The organism is Flavobacterium sp. PL11 (genome assembly GCF_035985025.1).
Lineage (GTDB): Bacteria > Bacteroidota > Bacteroidia > Flavobacteriales > Flavobacteriaceae > Flavobacterium.
Window position 1 is genome coordinate 149,291 of record NZ_JAXCIA010000002.1, and the last position, 21,949, is coordinate 171,239.

A 21,949-nucleotide genomic window follows, 5' to 3' on the forward strand; every position below is an offset into this window, starting at 1 on the left:
TAATCCGGCTATTCGTTACAATCTTTTATGCTGAACCCCAGCATAAAAGGATTTTCACTACTATCCGGGCTAGATAGATAATTCAGAACTTTATTTTTTATATCCTATTTTGTTTCTCTCTATGTGTTTTTTAGTGTTGCTGTCTTTATCAACTAAATAATTTAACGCTTTATAGATATCTGGAAACTGATTTTCTATGGCTAAAATTCTATCTTTTAATTCGCTATACGTTAATGAGAACTGTCTGAAAGTTACAAACGCTCTAATAATTGAAATGTTGACTTCTATTGCTTTTTCACTATTCAAAACACTAGAAAGCATTGCAATTCCATGTTCTGTAAAAGCAAATGGCATGTATCTTACACCTCCATAACTTGAGGACGAAAATTTAGTCCTCAAGTTATCAAACTCAATTTTTGTAAGCTCAAACATAAAATCTTCTGGTAAATGACTTATATTTCTTCTTACAGAAGCTTTAAGTCTTTTATTATCTACAAGATACAAAGCCGCTAAATCAAAATCAAGCATGACTTTACAGCCGCGAATTTCAAAGATTTTATTTTTGATAATTTCAATTTCCATATATAGCTTTTTATATATCCATATTCTTTCAACAAGAAGTTTTAATTATATAAAATTAACTTCGGAAGCCACTTTATACCGTTCCTCATTATTCTTGGTACGTAAAATTATTTCGCCTAGAAATCCAGCTAAAAACAATTGTGTTCCCAAAATCATTGATGTTAACGCAATATAAAACCAAGGATTGTTAGTCACTAAGCTATATCTCATGTCGTTATACATGTGGTATAATTTTGAAATTCCAATAAATGCTGCTACAATAAAACCAATAATAAACATCAAAGATCCTATGGCACCAAACAAGTGCATGGGACGTTTTCCAAAACGCGATAGAAACCAGATCGTAATTAAATCCAGAAATCCGTTGATAAAACGCTCCATCCCAAATTTAGTTTCGCCATATTTTCTAGCTTGATGTTGAACCACTTTTTCACCAATTTTTCCAAAACCAGCATTTTTAGCCAAAACCGGAATATAGCGGTGCATTTCTCCTGAAACTTCAATATTTTTTACAACAATATTTTTGTAAGCTTTCAGTCCACAATTAAAGTCATTCAATTCCACTCCCGATGTTTTTCGAGCTGCCCAATTGAATAATTTAGATGGTAAATTTTTAGCTACCACAGAATCGTATCGCTTCTTTTTCCATCCGGAAACTAAATCATATTTGCCGTTGACAATCATTTCATACAATCCCGGAATTTCCTCTGGACTGTCTTGTAAATCAGCATCCATAGTAATAATTACATCACCTTGAGCTTTAGCAAAACCAGCATGCAAAGCTTGCGATTTTCCAAAGTTTTTCATGAAACGAATCCCTTTCACACTAGCGTTTTCTTGCGAAAATCCCTCAATGATAGACCATGAATCATCAGTGCTGCCATCGTCAAGAAAAATTATCTCATAAGTATAATTGTGCTCTTGCATTACTTTGATAAGCCAAGAGTACAATTCTTTAAGCGATTCGCCTTCGTTAAGAAGCGGTATAAGGACTGATAAATTCATTAATTTTTATTCTTGTGTGGATTTACTTTTAAAAAACGCGGCCAATATTAATCCAAAGATAGAACTGAACACAATACTGTAAACAGAACCTTTTAATAATTCAATTGCCGAATAAGGGTTGGTTTCTTTTAATTTATCAATTGATTCATTGATAACCGATGCAGGTGTTCCAAACTTTTGCATCATATTTGCAGTTAATTTTATAGTCATTTCATGTAATGTTTCCTTTGCTGAAGGATCAATAACATTGAATAATAATATATTAAAGAAAGTTGAAATTAAAATACCAACTAATGCTGCAATGAAATATGTAGTAAATGCATCTTTAAAAGAGAAAAAGGTTTTTATTTCTTTTTTAGTTTTAGCTAAAAGTGTTATTCCTAATATTAAATAAATAATAATACTAACGATTCCAATCCACCAAGAAGTAAAGAGATTTAGATCAATAGCATAGATAGTAGCTGTGATTAAAGAAGAGGCAATTCCTATAAAGACACCAAACGTAATTCCGTTTTTCTTAATAATTTCATTTATCATATTATGGTTTTTTAGATTAGAGCACAAATATAACAATTCCAAATATACAGCCGTATAAAATTTAATATTTACAATTGTATAAAAAAAATGACTCAATGATTTGTTTATTGAAAAATAATTGTAAATTTGCACACTCAAAATAATAGTGTAAAACAAAAAGTTATTATTTATTTATACCTTTTCTGTTATAGGAAAAGCTTCAAAATAAGTGATAATCACAAAAATAAAAAAAGATTAACAAGATGAAACAAGGAATTCACCCAGAAAATTACAGATTAGTTGCATTTAAGGACATGTCAAATGACGAAGTTTTTATTACTAAATCTACTGCCGAAACTAAAGAAACAATCACTCATGATGGTGTTGAATATCCAGTTGTAAAAATGGAGATCTCTAGAACTTCTCACCCTTTTTATACAGGGAAATCTAAACTTATTGATACTGCAGGACGTATTGATAAATTTAAAACTAAATACGCTAAACACGCTAAATAATTTTAGCTTGTTTTATATATAAGTTAAGCCACGTTAGATAACGTGGCTTTTTTGGTTCTAATTTTGAATTTATAGTATTAGATATTTTACAAAAGCAAATCTATTTTTGCACAATAATAATTGAATTTTTAATAAATAAATTAATACAGTAAAAAAAACAATAAATATTTACTTTTTATGAATTATATCCTTTTTGATGGTCCATCACGTAATGCATTATTACCGTTTACTTTTACACGACCTGTTGCTGATATCTTAGTTGGTATTATGACTATAAGACAAAAATGGGAATTGCGTTTAGGTTCTACAACAACTACTTTAACGGAGGAATATTTGTCAGAGAAATATCCGATGGTAGAATTAGAACAAAACGTGATGATAAATGCCTCCTTTCTCCCTAATGATGTATTAACAGAAATGGTTAGCAATCTTGAACCAAATCAAGCCATTTTTAAAGGAGATGATATCATTGCTTTTTATACTAATGATGAGCAGCATGAGGTAGATTTTGATACTTATGAAATCATTGAATATCAAGACGATTGTATTACCATCAAAAATACTTGGGATATCTTTTCTAAAAATAATTTAGCTATTCAAGAGGACTTTAAATATTTAACTGAAGACCGAAAATCACAATCTATCCCTAGAAGTGTGAATGTGATTGCTCCAGAGAATATATTTATTGAAGAAGGTGCTAAATTAGAGTTTGTAACGCTTAATGCTTCAACAGGACCTATATATATAGGTAAGGATTCTGAAATTATGGAGGGCTCGATGATTCGTGGTCCTTTTGCTTTATGCGACAATGCATCTGTAAAGATGGGGTCAAAAGTTTATGGCGCAACTACCGTAGGTCCTTATTCGCGCATTGGTGGGGAAGTAAAAAATGCTGTTCTCTTTGCACATTCTAATAAAGGACATGAAGGATATTTAGGAGATTCTGTTATTGGTGAATGGTGTAATATGGGTGCGGATACTAATAATTCAAATCTAAAAAATAACTACGAGGAAGTGAAATTGTGGAATTATGAAACGGAAGGTTTTACCAAAACAGGTCTACAGTTTTGTGGTTTAATGATGGGTGATCATAGTAAATGTGGTATTAACACTATGTTTAATACAGGTACCGTAATAGGAGTAAGCGCTAATATTTTTGGAACAGGTTTCCCGCGTAATTTTATTCCAAGTTTCTCTTGGGGTGGCGCCGCTGGTTTTACAACCTATATTACTAAAAAAGCATTTGAAACTGCAAGATTAGTGATGAGTCGTAGAGAAATAGATTTTGATGAAAAAGAGGAAGCAATACTAGAACACGTTTTTGAAGAAAGTAAAAAATGGAGAAAAGAATAGTTTAGTTTACCAAAACAAAAATTTTAAACTGCCTTATTGTTACAATAGGCAGTTTTTTTATGACTTCACTTTTCAATTGGAGAAGGAAGTATTTATGAATTTACTATAAAAGCAAGAATGTCATCTTGCTATTTGAAAATTAGCCTAAATAAAATAACACCTAATTATTTAAAATTGAATAATTCTGCAAGGGTAGCAATTTTCACTATAATTACTATAAATGAAATTTATCTGTTAAAATTAGATTGTTTATTGAATAAATAGTCCTGTTATTAATTGTTGATTTTTAGCTTATTACTGTTTTAATTGAATTTTATAATACCATTAGTTAGTTTTTTTTATTTCTATGTTTTAGTTTTATCGAAAATTAGTAATGAAATAGCGATTTCGTTGCTTTTATGATAATTAGTAATAAAGTAATAAATGGAAGATTTTGTAGGATTGATAAATGGTATTATTTGGAGTAACGCTTTAATTGTATTGTGCTTAGGCACGGGACTATATTTTTCATTACGAACGCGTTTTTTACAAGTACGTCATTTTAGAGAAATGTTCCGCTTGTTATTTGATGGCAAAAGTACGGAATCTGGCGTTTCTTCATTTCAAGCTCTATCAATGTCATTAGCCGGTAGAGTGGGAACCGGAAATATTGCTGGAGTGGCTACAGCAATTGCTTTTGGTGGTCCTGGAGCTATGTTTTGGATGTGGTTAGTTGCTTTTCTCGGTGCGAGCACGGCTTTTATAGAAGCCACCTTAGCGCAAATTTATAAAGAGAAACATCAAGGACAGTTTCGTGGTGGTCCCGCCTTTTATATAGAACGCGGACTTGGGGTAAAGTGGTTTGCTGTTTTATTTGCAGTAGTTTCTGTTATTTCAGCAGGTGTTTTATTACCTGGTGTGCAAGCTAATTCAGTTGCTGACGGGATCAAAAATGCCTTTCAATTAGATACGTGGATAACTGGTTTAGGTGTTGTTTTAATTTTTGCAGCTATCGTTTTTGGTGGTGTCAAAAGAATTGCAAAATTCACTGAATACATAGTTCCATTTATGGCTATTGGGTATATGCTTATTGCGGTAGTTATAATTGTTATAGATATACATCAGCTGCCTGATGTGATTGCATTGGTTTTTAAAAGTGCTTTTAATATGGATGCTGGTTTTGGTGCCGTATTTGGTTTAGCCATCCAATGGGGTGTCAAACGAGGAATTTATTCTAATGAAGCAGGGCAGGGAACAGCTCCTCACATTGCTGCTGCTGCTAATGTTTCTCATCCAGTAAAACAAGGATTAGTACAATCTTTCTCAGTGTATATTGATACTTTGTTAGTGTGTTCTGCAACAGGATTTATGTTGCTTATTACTGGAAAATACAATGTCTATAATCCTGCTTTTGGCAGTAATGGTGCAACTGAATTTTTATATTCAGGTGCTCAAAATATAGCGGTTGGTCCGGGATTTACACAAAGTGCAATGGATAGTGTCTTTCCTGGGTTTGGTTCCTATTTTGTTGCAATAGCCTTATTTTTCTTTGCTTTTACAACAATTCTGGCTTATTATTATATTGCCGAAACTAATATTGCATATTTAACTAGAAAGATAGAATCACCTATATTCAATTATGTTTTAAAGGTGATAATGATGCTAGTGATTATGTATGGATCCGTTAATCAAGCTAAATTAGCTTGGGATATTGGAGATATTGGTGTTGGATTAATGGCTTGGTTTAATATTATTGCTATTATTTTACTTCAAAAACCAGCTTTAGCCGCCTTAAAAGATTATGAAAAGCAGAAAAAGTTAGGACCTGACCCTCAATTCAATCCTGAAGATATTGGAGTAAATAATGCGCATATTTGGAGCACAATAAATAAAAATAAATAGTACTTATATAAGTTATGTCATTAAAAAAGCTTGATAAAATAGATTTAAAGGCTATTTTATTAAGCTTTTTTATTAAAATGATCATCGCATTATTTATAATTATAATCGATTATTAAGTAGTTTAATTATTGATACGCATATATAAGAGAGCCATTTTTAATTAAGTCAATTAATAACGTGGCATTTTTATCAGGAACTGAAAAGCATCCTAAACTAAATTTGCTAAACATTTTGCGGGAGGAATGTACCACTATATTTCTCTTAAGAGCGTTTGAGTTTTTATCGTCTTCTAAACCATTAAGTCTTAATGAATAACCCCAAGTGCCATTGTAGGTTTGCATAGTAACATAACAACCTAATGAGCTAGCGTTACTCCCTACTATATTGCTAAATGACTGTGGTCTTTCACCAGTACCTGAACCTAAACCGTGATCCACATTACTGCTTAAAAGAATTTTATTGTTTTTTACGTCCACTACATAAAGTCTGGCTTCATCAATTGATTTTGAAAAATCAATTAGCGTAATAATATCTCGGTTTTTTGCCTTATCTCCCCATTTAGTGCCAATTTCACTGGCTTTTTTCACAATATCATCAGTGCCTTGAGCGGCTAAGAAGTGAAAAGCAAATGTCAATGATAGCGTAAGCATCTTTTTCATAGACTACATTTTAAAATTTAAAAGCCGAATCGTGTGAAGAAAATTTTTAATTGATCTTGATCTTTTCAAAAACAGAAAAATAATCAAGGTGTGTGGTCAGAACTTTTTTATCATTAATCAATCTCACTGCTGTGATACTTGCCGTAAATATAAATTTTATATCAAACCGCTATATTTTAAGAAAGATTGTACGATCTAAATAAAGAAATCTTTACTTGTTATATCTAACTATAAAAATAATAAATAATTGCTTTACTGTTATATAATTTTGAAAATATATTACATAATTTGACATTTTTTATTTAAAAATCACCTCTGTCTATTGAAGCAAATAAGAATCAGTTCAAATAACTAAGTTACAGGAACAATTAACGGTCGCCATTTCATATTAAAAATTATAGGTTTATTATATCCCTAGTGGTCACTATATCTTATTGCTGGTCATCTTGAGCCAGTTCGAAGCCTTGCAAGATTAGACGCTTTGACTCAAGCTTTTCTTGAGCTGATCAAAACACTCAGCGTGACAATAGGACACAGTAAAGTATTCTCATTTCTTACATAAACTTTAAAGTTAATTTCTCTTCATTTCCTTAATGGTTTAAATACACATGACAGTATAATATAAAATTCACAAGCCTCGGTGAAATTCGTATCAAAAAAAAATAATTCATAAGTTTAATTTTTCTTGATGGTTTAAACAGCCATCACAACATAAAATTAGCTATTAATATGCTATTAAAAAATCTCAAATTCCACTCAACTATTCATTTATCACAAGCTTTTATTAAACTATATTTGCACTTTTAAAAATAAGCGCTTTTCTAATTGAGATAATCGCGTAATAAAACAGTAGAATAATGATTACAGTTAACGATATTTCAGTACAGTTTGGTGGCACAACACTTTTTAGTGATGTTTCTTTTGCGATAAATGAGAACGATAAAATTGCCTTAATGGGCAAAAATGGGGCAGGAAAATCGACGCTGTTAAAAATAATTGCTGGACAATCTAAACCATCAACTGGAAATATTTCAGCGCCAAAAGATGCCATTATAGCTTATTTGCCTCAACATTTATTGACTACTGATGGTGCAACGGTTATGGAAGAAACGTCTAAAGCTTTTGGTGAAATTTTTTCGATGAAAGTAGAAATTGACCAAATCAACGAACAATTGACCATCCGCACCGATTATGAGAGTGATGCATACATGAAATTAATTGAAAGAGTTTCTGATTTAAGCGAAAAATTCTATGCCATAGAGGAAGTGAATTATGAAGCTGAAGTAGAAAAAATCCTTATTGGATTGGGATTTGTACGAGAGGATTTTACCAGACAAACCTCAGAGTTTTCAGGTGGCTGGAGAATGCGTATTGAACTTGCGAAAATCTTACTACAAAAACCTGATTTAATATTGCTAGATGAGCCCACTAATCACATGGATATAGAAAGTATTCAGTGGTTAGAAGATTTCTTGATTACCTCTGCTAAGGCTGTTGTGGTGATTTCGCATGATAAAACTTTTGTAGACAATATTACAAATAGAACAATCGAAGTAACAATGGGGCGCATTTACGATTATAAAGCTAAATATACTCACTATTTAGAGTTGCGAAAAGACCGTAGAATGCATCAGCAAAAAGCGTATGACGAACAACAACGCATGATTGCTGACAATAGAACTTTTATAGACCGATTTAAAGGGACTTTTTCAAAAACGGATGCCGTACAATCGCGGGTTAAAATGTTAGAAAAACTGGTTATTGTTCAAGTAGATGAAGTGGATACTTCGGCATTAAAACTTAAATTCCCTGCTGCCGTTCGTTCAGGACAATATCCTGTAATTGTTAAAGATTTATCGAAATCGTATGGCGATCATGTGGTTTTTAAAGAGGCAAACATTGTCATTGAAAGAGGAGAAAAAGTAGCTTTTGTAGGTAAAAATGGCGAAGGAAAATCAACGATGATAAAAGCCATCATGAAGCAAATTGAAATAAATGGTGGTAGTCTTGAAATAGGTCATAATGCTCAAATAGGCTATTTTGCACAGAATCAGGCGTCATTATTAAATGAAAACGCTACAATTTTTGAAACGATTGATGATATTGCTGTGGGCGATGTGCGAACAAAGATTAAAGACATTTTAGGTGCTTTTATGTTTCATGGCGATGACGTAACTAAGAAAGTAAAAGTACTTTCAGGAGGAGAAAAAACGCGATTGGCGATGATTAAATTATTGCTAGAGCCCGTAAACTTATTAATCCTCGATGAACCATCAAATCACTTGGATATGAAAACTAAGGATATTATCAAAGATGCCTTACGCGATTTTGATGGGACTTTAATTTTAGTTTCTCACGACAGGGATTTCCTTGATGGATTAGCAACAAAGGTTTTTGAATTTGGAAATAAAAGGGTAGTGGAGCATTTTGAAGACATTACAGGTTTCTTAGCACACAAGAAAATAGATAACATGAAAGAAATAGAAAAGTAAATAAAAGTTAAATAAAAGTTGCTATGGTAACTAATGTAAAGTAGTACACCTATTAAAAATAAAAGTCTAAAATAATGGAATGTTAATTTAGATGATATACTGCAGAAAAAGGTACTACTTGCTCAATTTTTAAAGTTATAATTAATGTAACAATTTAAAAATGCTTGCTAGTAGCGCATCAATATGATAGCCTTTGTTTAATTTACACAAACTGAACATCCTTATCATAGTTACATTATAATTTACAGGAGTGGATTAAAAAACTGTATGGAGACAATACAAGCATTAACTACTGTAGCTAGTAAAAATAATCGTTTTTTACTCAAAACCCATTAGCACAACTGCAATTAAAATAATAACCGTATTACTAGCTAAGATAAATTTAGTGTCACTTTAAAATCAAATATAGAATGTACAAATTTGTGGTTAGAATATTTAAATTTTGTAAAAGCTTAATTACTGAATAAAGACTTAGAAAAAAACTAGAAATAAATAGTCTGTAAAAAGCAAATAAAACGGTTAAAATGCGCTTTTTAATTTGTTTTCCCAAATAAAAAGAAATAGTTTTGCAACGTTATTAATTATAAATTACAGCAATATATGAAAAAATTTACTTTTGCACTGACGGCGTTTCTGCTTTTAAGTGCGTATTATGTCTCCGCACAGGCCACCTTTACCAGTAAAGCTACTGGATTGTGGAATGCAACTGGCACTTGGACTAAAACTGGAACAGGTGGTGCTAATACCTTTCCTGGTGTTAATGATAATGTGGTTATTTTAGGATCTCATCAGGTAAACATAAACATTACCGCTGCAACTTGTAAGTCTTTAACAACAAGAGTAACAACGGCGGGTACTACGACTCAGGCTCCGAAAATAAATTTTTCGGTAGCAAGTGCTTCGCTAACGGTTACTAATGATCTAACCATAGAATCAAGTACTACATTGAAAAATACGACAAGTATCTTAACCACAGGCACCACAACCACTGGTACTTTAACGATTGGTGGTGGACTAAAAGTAGGTACGGCAATTATATCAACAGCGGAATTAGAGACAAAATTAATTATAAATAGTGTAAAGGTAATGGTAATAGTCACTTCTGATTTGCTTATGTACACAAGCGTAAAGCCAAATAAAAATGTTAATGTTAGTTTGGTCGAGCACACTTCTGGTAGTGTTGAGGTGAATGGGTCTTTGAGTAGTTACGTAGAAGATCAAGGATTTTTCACAAAATATACAACTGGTGGCAGTGCGACGTTAACTCTTAAAAATGGAGTTCCTGTCAAAAGTACTTTTGGTGGTCAAGCAAATGCAGGTCAAATCAGTTTGGTTTTTAGCAGCGGTACTGTTGTTTATTCACCATCCACTAATATTAATTCTGCAAATGGAATTGAAATTTATCCAACAACCTACAAAAATCTAACAATTGATGGAGACTACACTTTTAAAACTATTCCAACTGCCACAATTTTTTATCAGTTGGGCTTTACTATTGGGGGTAGTGGTAAATTATCATTGAATAAAGGATCAGTAGATGGTCCATACACTTTAGCTGACAAATCTACAATAGTAAGATCAGGGGGCGGAGTTACTGAGAGTCCAAATGTTCCTGAAGGTAAGTATAATGTAGAATATTCTGAAAATACTAGTAAAATAGTTTCTGGGAAAGAGTTAACGCAAGTATTAGGAAAGCTTAAAGAAATGACTATAAACACATCAAATGGGGTAGAAATTACAACAATTTCAGATCCAGAGTGGCTTACTTTCAGAAATCCGGGCTTTTTAAGTGGTTCAGGGAAAATTAATGTAACCGAAAGATTTAAAGTACTTGGAACGGGAGCGATTAATGTTGGAGACCGAGTTGTAACGTTAATTTCTACTTTTGGCAAAACAGCGTATGTAGATAAAGTTCCTGCCACAGCTACTATTACGGGCGTCATAAATGTACAGCGTTACTTGTCTAACTCATCAAGAAAATGGCGTTTAGTAACAGCTCCAGTAAAAGGGTCAGATGTTACTACTAATTCAGTTTTTTATAATTGGCAAAATAATGGTGTGACAGCTCCAAATACCGGAATTGATATTTGGGGACCTAACGGTAATCCTGCTGTAAATGGACTGTCTTTTATTAGAGAATCAGCCCACAGTATGAGATCATGGAACAATACCCTTAATCGAATTAGGTATATTACTGATACTAAAACGGAGTCATTGTTTTCTAACACTATTAATAAAGCGTTTTATGTTTTTGCGCCGCATGCATATGGTTTTGGAACAAATGGTAGTGGGGATGGCATAGGAGAATCGAGTATAACTACATTAAGTTCTAGCGGTACACTGCTAACAGGAGACATCGTACATCATGGTATTAAAGCAACGGGTTATTATTTTTTAGGAAATCCTTATGCAAGTGCGATTGACTTTAAATCTATGTTACAGGACGCCACGAATGTTGGAATTAGTAAAAAAATATGGTTGATCGATCCACAAGCAAGTGAGTTTGGTGGTTTTATAAGTTGGGACGAGAGTAACGGATATAGTATTGACGGCAGCGGGTATGCAGAGGGAACAGATATTCAATCTGGCCAGGCCTTTTTTGTTAGGGCAGATGATGAGGGATCATCTTTAACTGTAAAAGAAGATCATAAAACTACAACATCTTCTATGGATCCTATTGCTAGGACTTCAGCACAAAAAAAGAATCTGGTTTCTTCCGAGCGTTTTCGTATTGTTTTGTTGAAAGAGATTACGGATCTTAATGCGAAGGAAAGTGAAGCTCTAATGCCAAAATGGTTACCTACTGATGGGGCTGTAGCTGGGTTTTATGCTGCTGGTGATAACACCGTTACAAATAAAGATGTAAGTAAATTTGGAAATCCAAATGAGATGATCGCGTTTTACACAGATAATAAATCTTTTAGCAGCGAGCACAGAGCATCGATTGTTGAGGGTGATTTCCTAGATATTAAATTGTCTCAAATGGCTCAAGGAAGTAACTACAAACTAGAACTATATACTCAAGATTTCGGATACAATGGACAAGCGTACTTACAAGATTCTTTTTTAAAGACAAGCACAGCCTTGCCATTAGATGGAAGTAGATTTGAATATAAATTTAGCGTAACAGCTGCACCAGAAAGTACTGGAGTTCGTTTCAAAATTGTTTTTCAGAATTCTACGTTAAATAATCCTGATTTTGATTCTGCGAATATTCTCGTTTATCCTAATCCTGTGAATGGCGCAGAAGGTGTAACTATTACATTCAATAATGAGGTACAAACTGATAATTTTGAATACGCCATTATCAATGTTTTGGGGCAAAATTTACAAACAAGTCAATTAGAAAAATCTGGTAATGTGGGCAAACTAAAATTTAAAAATAAGATGGCAAGTGGTATTTACTTTTTACAACTTCGTAACTTAAGTAATAACACTGTATCAACTAAAAAATTAATAATTAACTAAATAATATATATTATGACAAAGAAACTTTTAATAGTCGTGATGCTTACTCTTTCATTTGTATCTTTCGCGCAAGACGATGGAGACGAGCCAGGTTTTGGAAATGACGGTGGAGGTGATGCGGCTTCTACACCTGCTGAGGCTCCTATAGCTGGTTTAGAAATACCTTTATTGTTGACCGCTGTAGGCGTTGCAATCTACTTTATCAGAAAGAAACAAACTGTATAATAATTAATAAATTATAAAGATCAATAGCTTAAGTTTTTTTTTAATAGATTAATGTTATTATCGTAGATAATAACATTTTTATGAGAATATCTTAAGCTATTTGCTTAATATTGATTTTACCTAATCTAAAAGTAGTTATATTTGCTCAAATATGCTGTCAAAATAATAAGTAATAAAGAAAATCTAAATATGAAAAAAATAATTACCCTTTGTCTAGTTGGGTTAAGCGCAATAACTGCCGCAGGACAAGAGATTCGTCAGGAAAACCAAATGCTCTTAACGAGGGACAATACCAATCCTAGAGAAAAAGAAAAAAACTACAACCGCTGGTCTGTAAACCTGAACGGTGGTGTAAATGTGCCTGTGGGTCCTTTTTCTACTGGGTTTTCTTCTGCTAACACTAATTATTTCAAGAATCCTAATTTTAACCACATTGATTTTAATGTACGAAAAATGTTTAACACCAAATTTGGTTTGATGTTAGATTTTGGATATGAGAAATTTGCTGCCCAAAGTAGAAGTCTTCCGTTTACTAATAGAATGTACACTACTAGTTTGCAAGGAGTCTTAAATGTGCACCGTGCACTCAACTGGGAAGAGTTTACTAATACTTTTGGGTTACAATTGCATTTTGGTCCGGGTTTAGCCTTTTTAGATAGTAATGTTACAAAAGCTAATGCTGCTAACACATCTGGCAGTAATGCTAATTTTGATAATATTTACAGTGTTGTAAGTGGTGCGAGATTATTGATAAAAGCATCTGATCGTTTAGCGTTTAACGTGAACTATACTTTAAACAAGAATTTTTCTCATCATGTGACTATTGATGGAACATCTACCGTTAATCTTACTCAAAATAGAACAGGTACAGTACATTCTGCTGCTGTAGGTTTAACATTATATTTAGGATCCAAAGAAAAACATGCTGACTGGTACTGGGAAAATAAAGTGGAAAAAACAGATGAGTTATTAGCGCGCATCAATAAACTAGAGTCACAACTTAGTGACGGTAATAAAGACGGTTTCCCTGATATATGGGAAAACTACTTAAACGGGAAGGTTAATAATGCTAACGTTGTTAATAATAATTTTGAAGGTGATCAAAATTATAGTAATGCTGAAGCACTAGCGATGATAAACTCACAATATGTAAATGTGTTTTTTGATTTTGATAAAAGTACTATTTCAACTGGAACCATATCTGCGATCAATTTCTTGATTAAATATCTAAATAGTAATCCAGAAGCTAATGTAGAGGTAATAGGGTATGCTGATGAATTAGGAAACTTTGATTATAACATGCGTTTATCTGAAAGAAGAGCTAAAAACGTTGCCGAAATGATTGAAAGATCAGGTATTAGTGCCTCAAGATTAAAGGTAGTGGTCAAAGGAGAAGATAATTCTGTTCCAAAAGAATCTACTTTAGCAAGACAGTTAGTTAGAAGAGTAGTATTTAAAGTTAACTAAGCAAACGATTATTAGTTTTTTACTCGAGTGAAAAACGGTATAATCAGTATAATTAAATAAGTCCTTCAAGCTAGCTTGAAGGACTTATTTGTTTTAGAATTTCTTACAACTTTGTAATAATAAAGCAATTTATTAATGTTACTTATCATTATTGTCATATTCAAGTAGTTTATCTATGCTAACTTCACTAATATTTATTTTACGAAAGGAGTTTATCTATGCTACCTTCACTAATATTTACCACACTGACGAAGGAAGACTCGAGGATTTACCCGAATAAGCAAAGCAATCTTAACAAAGTAGAGCAACAAACAAAGATTCTTCCTCCGTCAGAATGACAAAGTTGGAGCGCTAAAAACTTGACTTAATAAGGTTGCCCACAAAGTTGTCATAATAAGAGCGTTTATTAACGTTTGCCCCACAACCTAGTCCTAATAAAAGCGTTTATTAACGCTTTCCAAAAACCTTGTCATAGTAAGACTATTGAACAACGCTTTCCTGACAACTTTGTCATACTGACGAAGGAAGTATCTCTACAATACATGCCACTATCATTCACATATTACAGGCACTAAATAAATTTTTAAAATTTGATTAGATAAACAAATTTAATCAGATAATTATTAGGGTATTGCTTTGAATAATACATCAATTATCCCGCATAATTTTCAATAATAAAGAAGTACATAATATTCCTCCACAACCTTATCACAGCAATAGACTTAATCAACACTTGCCTTTAACCTAGTCCTAATAAAAGCGTTTATCTATGTTACCTTCGATATTATTTGTCACACTGACGAAGAAAGACTCGAGGGTTTACCCGAATAAGCAAAGCAATCTTAACAAAATAGAGCAACAAACAAAGATTCTTCCTTCGTCAGAATGACAAAGTTGGAGCGCTAAAAACTTGACTTAATAACGTTGCCCACAAAGTTGTCCTAATAAAAGCGTTTATTAACGTTTTCCAAAAACCTTGTCATAGTAAGACTATTGAACAACGCTTTCCTCACAATCTTGTCATACTGACGAAAGAAGACTCGACGGTTTACACGAACAAGCGCAGCAATCTCAACAAAGGAGTGCAAGAAACAAAGATTCTTCCTTAGTCAGAATGACAAAGTTGGAGCGCTAAAAACTTGACTTAATAACGTTGCCCACAAAGTTGTCCTAATAAAAGCGTTTATTAACGTTTGCCTGTAACCTAGTCATAATAAGAGCGTTTATTAACGTTTTCCAAAAACCTTGTCATAGTAAGACTATTGAACAACGCTTTCCTGACAACTTTGTCATACTGACGAAGGAAGTATCTCTACAATACATGCCACTATCATTCACATATTACAGGCACTAAATAAATTTTTAAAATTTGATTAGATAAACAAATTTAATCAGATAATTATTAGGATATTGCTTTAAATAATACATCAATTATCCCGCATAATTTTGTAATAATAAAGAAGTACATAATATTCCTCCATAACCTTATCACAGCAAGAGACTTAATCAATACTTGCCTATAACCTAGTCCTAATAAAAGCGTTTATCTATGTTACCTTCGATATTATTTGTCACACTGACGAAGAAAGACTCGAGGGTTTACCCGAATAAGCAAAGCAATCTTAACAAAATAGAGCAACAAACAAAGATTCTTCCTTCGTCAGAATGACAAAGTTGGAGCGCTAAAAACTTGACTTAATAACGTTGCCCACAAAGTTGTCCTAATAAAAGCGTTTATTAACGTTTTCCAAAAACCTTGTCACAGTAAGACTATTGAACAACGCTTTCCTTACAACTTTGTCATACTGACGAAAGAAGACTCGAGGGTTTACCCGAATAAGCAAAGCAATCTTAACAAAGGAGTGCAAGAAACAAAGATTCTTCCTCCGTCAGAATGACAAAGTTGGAGCGCTAAACGCTTGAATAAATCTTCTTGCCCCCACAAAGTTGTCATAATAAGAGCGTTTATTAACGTTTTCCAAAAACCTTGTCATAGTAAGACTATTGAACAACGCTTTCCTTACAACCTTGTCATACTGACGAAGGAAGACTCGAGGGTTTACCCGAATAAGCAAAGCAATCTTAACAAAGTAGAGCAACAAACAAAGATTCTTCCTCCGTCAGAATGACAAAGTTGGAGCGCTAAAAACTTGACTTAATAACGTTGCCCACAAAGTTGTCCTAATAAAAGCGTTTATTAACGTTTTCCAAAAACCTTGTCATAGTAAGACTATTGAACAACGCTTTCCTTACAACCTTGTCATACTGACGAAGGAAGTATCTCTACAATACATGCCACTATCATTCACATATTACAGGCACTAAATAAATTTTTAAAATTTGATTAGATAAACAAATTTAATCAAATAATTATTAGGGTATTGCTTTAAATAATACATCAATTATCCCGCATAATTTTCAATAATAAAGAAGTACATAATATTCCTCCACAACCTTATCACAGCAAGAGACTTAATCAACACTTGCCTATAACCTAGTCCTAATAAAAGCGTTTATCTATGTTACCTTCGATATTATTTGTCACACTGACGAAGAAAGACTCGAGGGTTTACCCGAATAAGCAAAGCAATCTTAACAAAATAGAGCAACAAACAAAGATTCTTCCTTCGTCAGAATGACAAAGTTGGAGCGCTAAAAACTTGACTTAATAACGTTGCCCACAAAGTTGTCCTAATAAAAGCGTTTATTAACGTTTTCCAAAAACCTTGTCACAGTAAGACTATTGAACAACGCTTTCCTTACAACTTTGTCATACTGACGAAGGAAGACTCGAGGGTTTACCCGAATAAGCAAAGCAATCTTAACAAAGGAGTGCAAGAAACAAAGATTTTTCCTTAGTCAGAATGACAAAGTTGGAACGCTAAACGCTTGAATAAATCTTCTTGCCCCCACAAAGTTGTCATAATAAGAGCGTTTATTAACGTTTGCCTGTAACCTAGTCCTAATAAAAGCGTTTATTAACGTTTTCCAAAAACCTTGTCATAGTAAGACTATTGAACAACGCTTTCCTTACAACCTTGTCATACTGACGAAGGAAGACTCGAGGATTTACCCGAATAAGCAAAGCAATCTCAACAAAGTAGAGCAACAAACAAAGATTCTTCCTCCGTCAGAATGACAAAGTTGGAGCGTTAAAAACTTGACTTAATAAGGTTGCCCACAAAGTTGTCATAATAAGAGCGTTTATAACGTTTGCTCCACAACCTAGTCCTAATAAAAGCGTTTATTAACGCTTTCCAAAAACCTTGTCATAGTAAGACTATTGAACAACGCTTTCCTTACAACTTTGTCATACTGACGAAGGAAGTATCTCTACAATACATGCCACTATCATTCACATATTACAGGCACTAAATAAATTTTTAAAATTTGATTAGATAAACAAATTTAATCAGATAATTATTAGGGTATTGCTTTAAATAATACATCAATTATCCCGCATAATTTTCAATAATAAAGAAGTACATAATATTCCTCCACAACCTTATCACAGCAAGAGACTTAATCAACACTTGCCTTTAACCTAGTCCTAATAAGAGCGTTTATCTATGCTACCTTCACTAATACTTGTCATACTGACGAAGGAAGTATCTCTACAATATATGCAACTATCATTCTTAAAGACAAGAACTAGATTCATAATATTTGATCGCTTCAACCCTTAAAATGTCTTTTATTTCAATTATAGATAAACACAAGTTACAACCTAATGCCTGGAGGAAGTAATTCTTTATAAACTGGATTTTTCTTAAAAAATACCACTATTTTTGGTAAAATAGGAACTACCTTCAATTTTCGTTCTATCGCGATTTCCATTATATTCTTTAGGAAATCAGAAATAAATTCTTCGTTTTCAAATGCTTCTGGAACATTTATTTTTGTTAAAAATATTTTTTTCTCTTGAAAGGAATATTCAACTGTAACTAATCCCTCATTTACTGTAGTCTCAAATTGTCTTGAAAAAGTGTTGTCTTTGATTTCCATAGGATTTTCTACGTTCATAATATTTTTGTCTAATTCATTGGTACTTCTACCAAAAGTATTTTTGATTTGGCAATAATCTTAATTTCGAAAGTGTCGAATTCAGTTATTCCCATGGCATCTCTTGCCTTCAAAACTTGGTTATTAATTGCTATTTCGCCTTCTATTAAAAATAAGTAAACACCGTTTTTAGGAATTTTAATTTTATAGTTCGATTGAGTGTTGATTTCGAAAATTCCTAAGTGAAAAAAGGTTTTTTGGTAAACCCAAAGTGCATTTCCATCGTTCATATCATTTGGCGAAACAATATTTACAAAGGTATTGATTTGATTATCAATATCAAATGATTTTTGGTCATATCTTGGAGTTACATTTTCTCGGTCAGGAAATACCCATAACTGTAGCAATTTGGTCTTCTGATCTTGACTTGCATTCATCTCAGAATGTTCAACTCCGCTTCCTGCACTCATTACCTGAACTTCGCCAAAGCGAATGATGCCATCATTTCCCATACTGTCACGATGTTTTAGCGCACCTTCAAGCGGAATGGTGATAATTTCCATATTTGCGTGACCGTGTGTTCCAAAACCGGTTCCGCCATCAATCATATCGTCATTTAATACGCGAAGCATTCCAAACTGTATGCGCTCTGAATTATAATAATTCCCAAATGAAAATGAATAATTGGCTTTAAGCCAACCGTAATCAGCAGTGCCTCTCGTGTGTGATTCAAAAAGTTGTGTGGTCATAGAATAGTAAAAATATAAAGGAGATTGTAGAATAAGTTTGAATTAAAAAAATTAAATTTATACAAAATTCGAAATTCTAAATCGGAAAAGTGTTATTAAATCGTTAAAACAATTATGAGTAAAATATCCGTTTATATGATGCCTGGTTTAGCGGCAAGTACAGCTATTTTTGAACGAATTGTATTGCCCCAAGAGGAATTTGAAATATATTTATTAGAATGGGAAATTCCATTAAACAATGAATCTTTGAAGGATTACGCTCAAAGAATTACCAAAAAAATTATACATCCAAATCCAGTTTTAATAGGTGTTTCATTTGGTGGTATTTTAGTTCAAGAAATGGCGCAATTTATAAAGGTCAGAAAAGTAATTATTATATCAAGTGTAAAAAGCAATTTGGAATTTCCAAAACGATTTAAGCTAGCTAAAACTACAAAAGCTTACAAATTGATTCCAATGAGTTTAATTGTAAATATTGAGAACTTAGCTAAATTCTCTTTTGGTGCAACAATTAATAAGCGACTGAAGTTATACGAAAAATTTCTATCTGTTCGGGATATATGTTATTTAAATTGGGCAGTAGAACAAGTGATTTTATGGGATCGAACTGTGGTTGATAATAACGTAATCCATATACATGGAGATAAAGATGATGTGTTTCCTATCAAATATATTAAGGATTGCATTGTTGTTAAAGGTGGAGCACACATTATGATCTTGAGTAAATATAAATGGTTGAATGAGAATTTACCAGCTATAATAAAAAGTTGAAATAAAAGTAATAGAATAAATATTGGGTAATACTAATCTAAAACAATATGAAAATGACAATTCAAACTATAATTATATTAATGTGTATTGGTTTAACTGCTGGTGTTTTAAGTGGATTAATAGGTATTGGAGGAGGAATAATCATGGTACCTCTTTTACTTTTAATGGGATTCACGCAGCAGCAGGCTCAAGGAACTAGTCTAGCGGCATTGTTGCCACCAGTAACTTTTCTTGCGGTACTAAATTATCACAAAGCGGGTTTTATAGATTGGCGATTTGCCATTATAATCTCGATTGTTTTTGTTGTTGGTGGTTATTTTGGTAGCAAAATGGCCATTAACATTGACCAAAAAATTCTCAAAAAGGTATTTGCTGTTATATTGCTATTTATTGGGGGATTTCTGCTGTTTGAGAAAGCGTGATCAAAATTTATTTTTGTAAATAAGTTTGCTGTTATCTGAATCGTAAGGTATAAGCTGTTTTTAAACTATTTAAGAAATTTAAGAACAGATAAGTTTTGATTTTTACTATGTTTAAATAACTCTTATCGATATGGTTTGTTAAACTAGCATACTATGATCATACGATAAATAATAATTTTTACTACTTCAAGTTGAGGTCAAAAAAAAGAGCCAAATGTTCTACATTTGGCTCCTTGATGAATTATAATTTTTTCATCTGATCTTTCATCATTGTGATCTGTTCTTTCAACATATTTTGTTTGTCGAGCTTTCTAGCTTCATTCAGTAAAGTAGTAGCTTCTAGCTTTCTTCGTCTGGACATCGCAACACCTGCAAGATTTAATTTGGCTACAGCTAAATCCATATCCATAGATAGTCCTAGAGCAATTGCTTTCTTGAAATATTTTTCTGCTTGATTGATATTAGTTTGTGAAAGCATGATTCCGTGCAGGTAATTAAAATAACCTTGTTGTTTTTGTACTAATGCAGTTTCTGGATTTTTAATATAGGCTAGCCATTTTTTAGCACCTTCAAAATCTTGCTTTCTTAATTTTAAGAAAGCTAATAAGATAAATTCATTTTTAAAATAAAGAAAAATAGGGAAAGCACTTATCAGTAAAAGAAAAATTCCGTTACCAATATTGCCCTCTGTGAATTGCCAAATGCCAGTAATGATAATAAGTCCGGCGAGAATAAGTTTAATATTTCTGTGAAACATGTTGTGATTAATTTAAGATCACAAATATAGTAAAATGAATTGAAAATATTTTTACAAAACTGCTTGTGAGGAAAAAAAGTCTTTGTATATTTGCACTCGGATTTCGGGTAACAAGTATCCAAATAAAGATAAGCTATAAATTAAGATTTTAAATATACAAAGCAATGAGCAAAAGAACGTTTCAACCATCGAAAAGAAAAAGAAGAAATAAGCACGGATTCATGGACAGAATGGAGTCTGCAAATGGAAGAAAAGTTCTTGCTAGAAGAAGAGCTAAAGGAAGACATAAATTGACTGTTTCTTGTGAACCAAGACACAAAAAATAATGATTAGTTTCTAATCTATATTAAGCCGTTACTTTTATTAGTAACGGTTTTTTTTTAACAAAAAAAGTTAACTTTGTTTAAAATGATTTACTATGAATATTTCAGTTAAAACGAGAAGAAAGAAAGACGATATCATTAAGTATTTGATAGAGAGTCAAAAAGAGCTTATTATCGAGTGTCATGAAGATTTTTTATCAAAAAAAATGCAAGATGTAATAATGAGATTAAGAGAAAAAAATAAATCTCAAAATGCAGTATAATTTTGAATTTATTGGTGGTAAAAACAATAGTTACGTAATAGTAACTAAATCAGATGTTGTTTATGAAATCAAATTTAAACCATCTTCTTATTTATCAAATTTAAATTTTCTAGATAACAATTTAATTTTTGAGTTTGTGATTGAGGTACTTTACAAGCCAGAAAATATTGCATTAACTCTCGATAAATTTTTAGCTCCAACCATAAATATAATTTTCATCGATTTTTATGATTCTAAAAATAATGGAATCACTGTTTATATATGTGATTCCTCAGATGGTAAGCAATGGGTTAGAAAAAGAAAATTTGATCAATGGTTTGAAGCATTTAAAGACAGTTCCTTTGTGAAGTTTGATGATGTTTTAATTGATAAAGAAGAAAACGAATTTCCTATTTCGTTTATTTTGAAAAATGACAATCCAAGTTTTATCCAAATTTATAAAGATTTTTACAAAAAATGTGAAACAAAATAACGAAGACAAACTATCGTGAACAATTAA

The 21,949-nt window shown here is 32.3% G+C and carries 19 protein-coding genes; 12 read left to right on the forward strand and 7 right to left on the reverse strand.

All coding sequences use genetic code 11. From position 1 onward, the window contains the following. Positions 1 to 90: 90 nt before the first annotated feature. Genes RCH18_RS02185 through RCH18_RS02195 form a run of 3 tightly spaced genes read right to left on the reverse strand, consistent with a single transcriptional unit; the run spans position 91 to position 2,124 of the window. Positions 91 to 582 (reverse strand): ORF6N domain-containing protein, encoded by a 492-nt coding sequence (locus RCH18_RS02185; protein ID WP_326935127.1) that lies wholly within the window; start codon positions 580 to 582, stop codon positions 91 to 93. Positions 583 to 627: 45 nt separating this feature from the next. After that, a complete protein-coding gene (locus RCH18_RS02190; protein ID WP_326935128.1) occupies positions 628 to 1,587 on the reverse strand; it encodes a glycosyltransferase family 2 protein in 960 nt (319 codons plus the stop codon). A 6-nt stretch (positions 1,588 to 1,593) separates the two neighbouring features. Next, positions 1,594 to 2,124, reverse strand: a complete 531-nt coding sequence (locus tag RCH18_RS02195) for a DUF4199 domain-containing protein (protein WP_326935129.1) — start codon at positions 2,122 to 2,124, stop codon at positions 1,594 to 1,596. A gap of 242 nt (positions 2,125 to 2,366) precedes the next feature. Here RCH18_RS02195 and RCH18_RS02200 point away from each other — a divergent pair, with 242 nt between their 5' ends. The 3 genes from RCH18_RS02200 (at position 2,367) to RCH18_RS02210 (ending at position 5,852) form a co-directional block, all read left to right on the forward strand. Continuing rightward, the gene (locus RCH18_RS02200; protein WP_326935130.1) at positions 2,367 to 2,618 is read left to right on the forward strand and encodes a type B 50S ribosomal protein L31; all 252 of its coding nucleotides are present in this window, start codon (positions 2,367 to 2,369) and stop codon (positions 2,616 to 2,618) included. A 177-nt stretch (positions 2,619 to 2,795) separates the two neighbouring features. After that, positions 2,796 to 3,971, forward strand: coding sequence for a GlmU family protein (locus RCH18_RS02205; protein WP_326935131.1), 1,176 nt, complete (start codon positions 2,796 to 2,798; stop codon positions 3,969 to 3,971). 423 nt (positions 3,972 to 4,394) lie between these two features. Continuing rightward, positions 4,395 to 5,852, forward strand: coding sequence for an alanine/glycine:cation symporter family protein (locus RCH18_RS02210; protein WP_326935132.1), 1,458 nt, complete (start codon positions 4,395 to 4,397; stop codon positions 5,850 to 5,852). 125 nt (positions 5,853 to 5,977) lie between these two features. On the opposite strand, the gene RCH18_RS02215 is transcribed toward RCH18_RS02210, so the two are convergent. Then, positions 5,978 to 6,511, reverse strand: coding sequence for a murein L,D-transpeptidase catalytic domain family protein (locus RCH18_RS02215; RefSeq protein WP_326935133.1), 534 nt, complete (start codon positions 6,509 to 6,511; stop codon positions 5,978 to 5,980). An 857-nt stretch (positions 6,512 to 7,368) separates the two neighbouring features. Between RCH18_RS02215 and RCH18_RS02220 the strand changes: the two genes are divergently transcribed. From RCH18_RS02220 to RCH18_RS02235, 4 genes are all read left to right on the forward strand, one after another. Further along, positions 7,369 to 9,003 carry an ABC-F family ATP-binding cassette domain-containing protein gene (locus tag RCH18_RS02220; RefSeq protein ID WP_326935134.1) on the forward strand — a complete coding sequence of 545 codons (1,635 nt, stop codon included), beginning with the start codon at positions 7,369 to 7,371 and terminating at the stop codon, positions 9,001 to 9,003. A gap of 600 nt (positions 9,004 to 9,603) precedes the next feature. Beyond that, the gene (locus RCH18_RS02225) at positions 9,604 to 12,471 is read left to right on the forward strand and encodes a T9SS type A sorting domain-containing protein (RefSeq protein WP_326935135.1); all 2,868 of its coding nucleotides are present in this window, start codon (positions 9,604 to 9,606) and stop codon (positions 12,469 to 12,471) included. Positions 12,472 to 12,483: 12 nt separating this feature from the next. After that, complete coding sequence (locus RCH18_RS02230) at positions 12,484 to 12,696, forward strand: hypothetical protein (RefSeq protein WP_326935136.1); 213 nt, start codon at positions 12,484 to 12,486, stop codon at positions 12,694 to 12,696. A 189-nt stretch (positions 12,697 to 12,885) separates the two neighbouring features. Continuing rightward, positions 12,886 to 14,163 (forward strand): OmpA family protein, encoded by a 1,278-nt coding sequence (locus RCH18_RS02235; protein WP_326935137.1) that lies wholly within the window; start codon positions 12,886 to 12,888, stop codon positions 14,161 to 14,163. Between the two features lie 3,720 nt (positions 14,164 to 17,883). Here RCH18_RS02235 and RCH18_RS02240 read toward each other — a convergent pair. After that, complete coding sequence (locus tag RCH18_RS02240) at positions 17,884 to 18,168, reverse strand: GNAT family N-acetyltransferase (protein ID WP_326935177.1); 285 nt, start codon at positions 18,166 to 18,168, stop codon at positions 17,884 to 17,886. Positions 18,169 to 18,197: 29 nt separating this feature from the next. Beyond that, complete coding sequence (locus RCH18_RS02245) at positions 18,198 to 18,914, reverse strand: pirin family protein (protein ID WP_326935138.1); 717 nt, start codon at positions 18,912 to 18,914, stop codon at positions 18,198 to 18,200. A 114-nt stretch (positions 18,915 to 19,028) separates the two neighbouring features. Between RCH18_RS02245 and RCH18_RS02250 the strand changes: the two genes are divergently transcribed. Then, complete coding sequence (locus RCH18_RS02250) at positions 19,029 to 19,685, forward strand: alpha/beta hydrolase (protein ID WP_326935139.1); 657 nt, start codon at positions 19,029 to 19,031, stop codon at positions 19,683 to 19,685. Between the two features lie 53 nt (positions 19,686 to 19,738). Beyond that, positions 19,739 to 20,107, forward strand: coding sequence for a sulfite exporter TauE/SafE family protein (locus RCH18_RS02255; protein WP_326935140.1), 369 nt, complete (start codon positions 19,739 to 19,741; stop codon positions 20,105 to 20,107). A gap of 241 nt (positions 20,108 to 20,348) precedes the next feature. Here the strand turns inward: RCH18_RS02255 and RCH18_RS02260 are convergent, their stop codons facing one another. Then, positions 20,349 to 20,864, reverse strand: a complete 516-nt coding sequence (locus tag RCH18_RS02260) for a DUF2892 domain-containing protein (RefSeq protein ID WP_326935141.1) — start codon at positions 20,862 to 20,864, stop codon at positions 20,349 to 20,351. A gap of 164 nt (positions 20,865 to 21,028) precedes the next feature. Between RCH18_RS02260 and rpmH the strand changes: the two genes are divergently transcribed. The 3 genes from rpmH to RCH18_RS02275 all read left to right on the forward strand — a co-directional run bounded on the left by rpmH (position 21,029) and on the right by RCH18_RS02275 (position 21,922). Further along, positions 21,029 to 21,190, forward strand: a complete 162-nt coding sequence (gene rpmH, locus RCH18_RS02265) for a 50S ribosomal protein L34 (RefSeq protein ID WP_022828464.1) — start codon at positions 21,029 to 21,031, stop codon at positions 21,188 to 21,190. A gap of 92 nt (positions 21,191 to 21,282) precedes the next feature. Continuing rightward, positions 21,283 to 21,450, forward strand: coding sequence for a hypothetical protein (locus RCH18_RS02270; RefSeq protein ID WP_326935142.1), 168 nt, complete (start codon positions 21,283 to 21,285; stop codon positions 21,448 to 21,450). Beyond that, positions 21,440 to 21,922 carry a DUF6169 family protein gene (locus RCH18_RS02275; protein WP_326935143.1) on the forward strand — a complete coding sequence of 161 codons (483 nt, stop codon included), beginning with the start codon at positions 21,440 to 21,442 and terminating at the stop codon, positions 21,920 to 21,922. Before RCH18_RS02270 ends, RCH18_RS02275 begins: the two co-directional genes overlap by 11 nt. Positions 21,923 to 21,949 lie beyond the last annotated feature (27 nt).

Excerpts from the sequence above, each read along its gene's own strand:
- RCH18_RS02185 (WP_326935127.1), bottom strand. The coding sequence starts at position 582 with ATGGAAATTGAAATTATCAAAAATAAAATCTTTGAAATTCGCGGCTGT.
- RCH18_RS02190 (WP_326935128.1), bottom strand. The coding sequence starts at position 1,587 with ATGAATTTATCAGTCCTTATACCGCTTCTTAACGAAGGCGAATCGCTT.
- RCH18_RS02195 (WP_326935129.1), bottom strand. The coding sequence starts at position 2,124 with ATGATAAATGAAATTATTAAGAAAAACGGAATTACGTTTGGTGTCTTT.
- RCH18_RS02200 (WP_326935130.1), top strand. The coding sequence starts at position 2,367 with ATGAAACAAGGAATTCACCCAGAAAATTACAGATTAGTTGCATTTAAG.
- RCH18_RS02205 (WP_326935131.1), top strand. The coding sequence starts at position 2,796 with ATGAATTATATCCTTTTTGATGGTCCATCACGTAATGCATTATTACCG.
- RCH18_RS02210 (WP_326935132.1), top strand. The coding sequence starts at position 4,395 with ATGGAAGATTTTGTAGGATTGATAAATGGTATTATTTGGAGTAACGCT.
- RCH18_RS02215 (WP_326935133.1), bottom strand. The coding sequence starts at position 6,511 with ATGAAAAAGATGCTTACGCTATCATTGACATTTGCTTTTCACTTCTTA.
- RCH18_RS02220 (WP_326935134.1), top strand. The coding sequence starts at position 7,369 with ATGATTACAGTTAACGATATTTCAGTACAGTTTGGTGGCACAACACTT.
- RCH18_RS02225 (WP_326935135.1), top strand. The coding sequence starts at position 9,604 with ATGAAAAAATTTACTTTTGCACTGACGGCGTTTCTGCTTTTAAGTGCG.
- RCH18_RS02230 (WP_326935136.1), top strand. The coding sequence starts at position 12,484 with ATGACAAAGAAACTTTTAATAGTCGTGATGCTTACTCTTTCATTTGTA.
- RCH18_RS02235 (WP_326935137.1), top strand. The coding sequence starts at position 12,886 with ATGAAAAAAATAATTACCCTTTGTCTAGTTGGGTTAAGCGCAATAACT.
- RCH18_RS02240 (WP_326935177.1), bottom strand. The coding sequence starts at position 18,168 with ATGGAAATCAAAGACAACACTTTTTCAAGACAATTTGAGACTACAGTA.
- RCH18_RS02245 (WP_326935138.1), bottom strand. The coding sequence starts at position 18,914 with ATGACCACACAACTTTTTGAATCACACACGAGAGGCACTGCTGATTAC.
- RCH18_RS02250 (WP_326935139.1), top strand. The coding sequence starts at position 19,029 with ATGAGTAAAATATCCGTTTATATGATGCCTGGTTTAGCGGCAAGTACA.
- RCH18_RS02255 (WP_326935140.1), top strand. The coding sequence starts at position 19,739 with ATGACAATTCAAACTATAATTATATTAATGTGTATTGGTTTAACTGCT.
- RCH18_RS02260 (WP_326935141.1), bottom strand. The coding sequence starts at position 20,864 with ATGTTTCACAGAAATATTAAACTTATTCTCGCCGGACTTATTATCATT.
- rpmH (WP_022828464.1), top strand. The coding sequence starts at position 21,029 with ATGAGCAAAAGAACGTTTCAACCATCGAAAAGAAAAAGAAGAAATAAG.
- RCH18_RS02270 (WP_326935142.1), top strand. The coding sequence starts at position 21,283 with ATGAATATTTCAGTTAAAACGAGAAGAAAGAAAGACGATATCATTAAG.
- RCH18_RS02275 (WP_326935143.1), top strand. The coding sequence starts at position 21,440 with ATGCAGTATAATTTTGAATTTATTGGTGGTAAAAACAATAGTTACGTA.